This window comes from Amnimonas aquatica, from assembly GCF_002943415.1.
Taxonomy (GTDB): Bacteria; Pseudomonadota; Gammaproteobacteria; order Pseudomonadales; family Moraxellaceae; genus Perlucidibaca; species Perlucidibaca aquatica_A.
Map to the genome: position 1 here is coordinate 1 of NZ_PTQZ01000177.1, position 3,819 is coordinate 3,819.

3 protein-coding genes and 1 tRNA gene are annotated in these 3,819 nt (G+C 67.3%); 1 reads left to right on the forward strand and 3 read right to left on the reverse strand.

Annotation, left to right across the window (positions count from 1 at the left end; all coding sequences use genetic code 11):
* Positions 1-146: 146 nt before the first annotated feature.
* A tRNA-Gly gene (locus tag C5O18_RS07335) sits at positions 147-222 on the forward strand.
* A gap of 95 nt (positions 223-317) precedes the next feature.
* On the opposite strand, the gene pgsA is transcribed toward C5O18_RS07335, so the two are convergent.
* The 3 genes from pgsA to C5O18_RS07350 all read right to left on the reverse strand — a co-directional run bounded on the left by pgsA (position 318) and on the right by C5O18_RS07350 (position 3,460).
* Entirely contained in the window at positions 318-878 is a 561-nt protein-coding gene (pgsA, locus tag C5O18_RS07340) for a CDP-diacylglycerol--glycerol-3-phosphate 3-phosphatidyltransferase (RefSeq protein ID WP_206389783.1), read from the reverse strand.
* Between the two features lie 42 nt (positions 879-920).
* Complete coding sequence (gene uvrC, locus C5O18_RS07345) at positions 921-2,753, reverse strand: excinuclease ABC subunit UvrC (RefSeq protein WP_105192794.1); 1,833 nt, start codon at positions 2,751-2,753, stop codon at positions 921-923.
* 68 nt (positions 2,754-2,821) lie between these two features.
* Positions 2,822-3,460, reverse strand: a complete 639-nt coding sequence (locus C5O18_RS07350; protein WP_241146773.1) for a response regulator — start codon at positions 3,458-3,460, stop codon at positions 2,822-2,824.
* Positions 3,461-3,819 lie beyond the last annotated feature (359 nt).

Consider the following 3,819-nt stretch of genomic DNA (forward strand, 5'->3'; position numbering starts at 1 on the left):
GCGGCATGGCACCCTCCCCTTGCGCGACCTGGCGCAAATTTGCGCAATCACGCCGCCAGGCTGGCGGCGGCCCTTGACAGGTCACGGCGACAGCATAAAATGCGCGCCTGTCCTGACGCGAATGCTTCATGACAGAAAGGCACCAAGCGGGTGTAGCTCAGTTGGTAGAGCGCGACCTTGCCAAGGTCGAGGTCACGAGTTCGAGCCTCGTTACCCGCTCCAAATTCAGAAGCCCCCGGATCGCGAGATCCGGGGGCTTCGTCGTTTCGGGGCCACGCCGACCCCGCCGGGGCACAGGCCTGCGCCCCGGTCCGGCCTCAGTCGACTTCGCGCAGCGACGGCCAGGCCGCCAGCAGGTACACGCACATCGACCACAGCGTCAGCACCACGGCCACGTACAGCAGCACCCAGCCGAGCGCGTTGAAGATTTCCCAGTCGAGCAGCAGCACGGTGATGGAGACCATCTGCGCCGCCGTCTTCCACTTGCCGATGCTGCTGACCGCGACCTGGGCGCGCTTGCCGATCTCGGCCATCCACTCGCGCAGCGCGGAAATGGTGATCTCGCGGGAAATGATGACGATGGCGGGAATGACCATGAGCACGTGCGAATGCCACTCCACCAGCAGGATCAGCGCCGCCGCCACCATGAGCTTGTCGGCCACCGGGTCGAGAAAGCGCCCGAAGGCCGAACCCTGATTGAGGGTGCGCGCCAGATAGCCGTCGAACCAGTCGGTGATCGCCGCCACCGCGAAGATCACGGCCGCGATCTCGTGCCGCCAGATCAGCGGGGAATAGGCCACCACCAGCAGCACCGGGATCAGCGCCACGCGCGACACGGTGAGAATATTGGGAATGTTCCAGAGCGAACGCGTGGCCAACGCCATCTCCTTGCGACTTGCAAGCATGACTATCCCGTAACTTCAGTGGCTGTGCAAGGCGGCATGAATGGCCTGTGCCAGCGTCGCGCTGATGCCGGGCACCGTGGCGAGGTCGCGCTCGCTCGCCCGCATGACCTCCTGCAGGCCGCCGAAGTGCTGGATGAGCGCGCGCCGCCGCGTCGGCCCGACACCGGGAATTCCTTCCAGCGTCGAGGTCCGGCGCGCCTTGGCGCGACGTTCGCGATGCCCGGTGATGGCGAAGCGGTGCGCCTCGTCGCGGATATGCTGGATCAGGTGCAGCGCCGGCGAGTCGGCGCTCAGCGACAGCGTGCCGCCGTCCGGGAAGTGCAGCGTCTCCAGGCCCGGCTTGCGACCCTCGCCCTTGGCGATGCCGATCAGCTGCACCTGGTGCACGCCGAGTTCGGCCAGCACATCCACCGCCTGCGCCAGCTGACCCTTGCCGCCGTCGATGAAGAGGATGTCGGGCAGCACCGCTTCATCCTTGAGCAGGCGGCTGTAGCGCCGTGTCAGCGCCTGGTGCATGGCGGCGTAGTCGTCGCCGGGGGTAATGCCTTCGATATTGAAGCGGCGGTAGTCGCTCTTCTTCGGACCCTGGCCGTCGAACACCACGCATGACGCCACCGTGGCCTCGCCCATGGTATGGCTGATGTCGAAGCACTCCATGCGCGTCACCGGCGCATCGCGCTCCAGCACCCGCTGCAGGTCGGCGAAGCGCTGCGCGATGTGACCGCGGTTGGCCAGCGTCGAGGCCAGCCCGGACTCGGCGTTGCGCTGCGCCATCTCCAGCCAGGCCGCCCTCGCCTCGCGCACGCGCGACCTGATCTCGACCTCGCGCCCGTACTGCTGGCGCACAGCCTCCGCCAGCAGCGCGGCCTCGGGCAGCTCCACCGGCGTGATGATCTCGCGCGGCAGCTCACGGCCACCCGCAGCCTCGCCCACCGCCGCCTGCAGGTAGTAGGACGGCAGGAACTCGGTGAGGATGTCGGTCACCGCGGTCTCGCCGAACAAGGGCGGGTACCAGGCCTTGCCGCCCAGCACATGGCCGTCGCGCACCTGCAGCACATGCACGCAGACACCGCCCGGCTGCGCCGCCACGCCGAAGACATCGGCCGAGCCGACATCGCGCAGCACGAACTGCTGCTCCTGCACGCGCCGCAGCGCCGCCAGCTGATCGCGGTAGACCGCCGCGCGCTCGAAATCCAGCGCCTCGGAAGCCATGCTCATGCGCGCGATCAGGTTGTCGGTGACCTCCTCGTTGCGCCCCTCCAGGAACAGGCGCGTGTTGTCGACATCGCGCCGGTAATCGTCGGCGCTGACATAGCCCACGCAGGGGGCCCGGCAGCGCTTGATCTGGTACTGCAGGCAGGGACGCTCGCGGTTGCGGAAAGTGCTGTCCTCGCACTGGCGAACCTGGAACAGCTTCTGCAGCAGGTTGAGGCTGTCGCGCACCGCGCCCGAACCGGGGAAGGGGCCGAAGTAGCGGCCCTTCTGACGCTTGCCGCCGCGATGGAAAGCCAGGCGCGGGAAGGTGTCGGCCTCGGACAGGAACACGTAGGGGTAGCTCTTGTCGTCGCGCAGCAGGATGTTGTACGGCGGCTTCAGCGCCTTGATCAGGGTCTGCTCCATCAGCAGCGCCTCGGTCTCCGAGGCGGTGATGGTGATCTCGATGCCGTGGATGCGCTCGACCAGCGCCCGGGTCTTGGGGCTGGCCACCTGCTTGAGGAAATAGGAGCCGACGCGGGACTTCAGCGCCTTGGCCTTGCCGACGTAGAGCACGCCGCCATCGGCCGCCAGCATGCGGTACACGCCGGGCAGCTGCGGCAGCGTGCGCAGCTGGGCGCGCAGGGCCGCCAGGCGGGCGTCATCGGTGGGCAGGTCCTGCTCGGGAGGACTGTCGGTCTGGTCGCTCACGGCTCATCCGCTCAGACCAGCACGCCGTGCTGCAGCGCCAGCCGCGCCAGCGCGATGTCGTTGTCCACGCCGAGCTTCTGCAGCAGGCGGCTGCGGTAGGTGCTGACGGTCTTGGGACTGAGGTAGAGCTGCTCGGCGATATCCTGCACGCGCTTTTCCTTCACCAGCAGCATGAGCACCTGCAGCTCGCGCTCCGACAGGCAGTCGAAGGGATTGCCGGCGGTCTCCGCCTGCGGCTGCTGCAGGGCCAGCACCTGCGCCAGCTCGGGACTGACATAGCGCTGCCCGCAGGCCGCGCGGCGGATGGCCAGCACCAGCTCGTCGAGCGAAGCGCCCTTGGTGAGGTAGCCGGCGACCCCGGCCTGCAGCAGGCGCCCGGGCAGCGGGCCGTCTTCGGTGACGCTGAGCATGACGATGCGCAGCGCCGGCCACTGCTTCATGAGCCGCAGGCTGGCCTCGTGGCCGCCCATGCCCGGCATCATCAGGTCCATGAGCAGCACGTGCGGCTGCTGCTCGCGCACCAGCTGCAGGGCCTCCTCGCCACTGCCCGCGGTACCGGCGATCTCCAGCCCGGGCACGTCCGCCAGCATGCGCGACAGGCTGAGGCGGATCAGGTTGTGGTCGTCGACGATGGCAACACGTATGGTCACTGCAGGGCGCTCAATGGCCGAATTTCACGCTATCTTAGCCATTGATTCTTGTGTTACAAAATAACCACCGTGCATTCGCAACCATGAAGACGTCCTCAAGAAGACGCGCGAACGCATTGAAATCGCAGGTGGCCGGGTGAGTATCTCCCCTTTTTCACCGCCTGCCTTGGACTGACGAACCCGGATTTAACACATGCTCATGAATCGTTTCCATGGCGCGGTGCGACTGCTGATGGCAGCCGTGCTGACCGCCGCGCTGGCCGTGCCGGCCACCCTGCTGACCCCGTCGGTGGCCGAAGCCGCCCAGGCCTCCAGCCAGAAGAAGACCACGCAGAAGAAGGCCTCCACGGCGAAGAAGC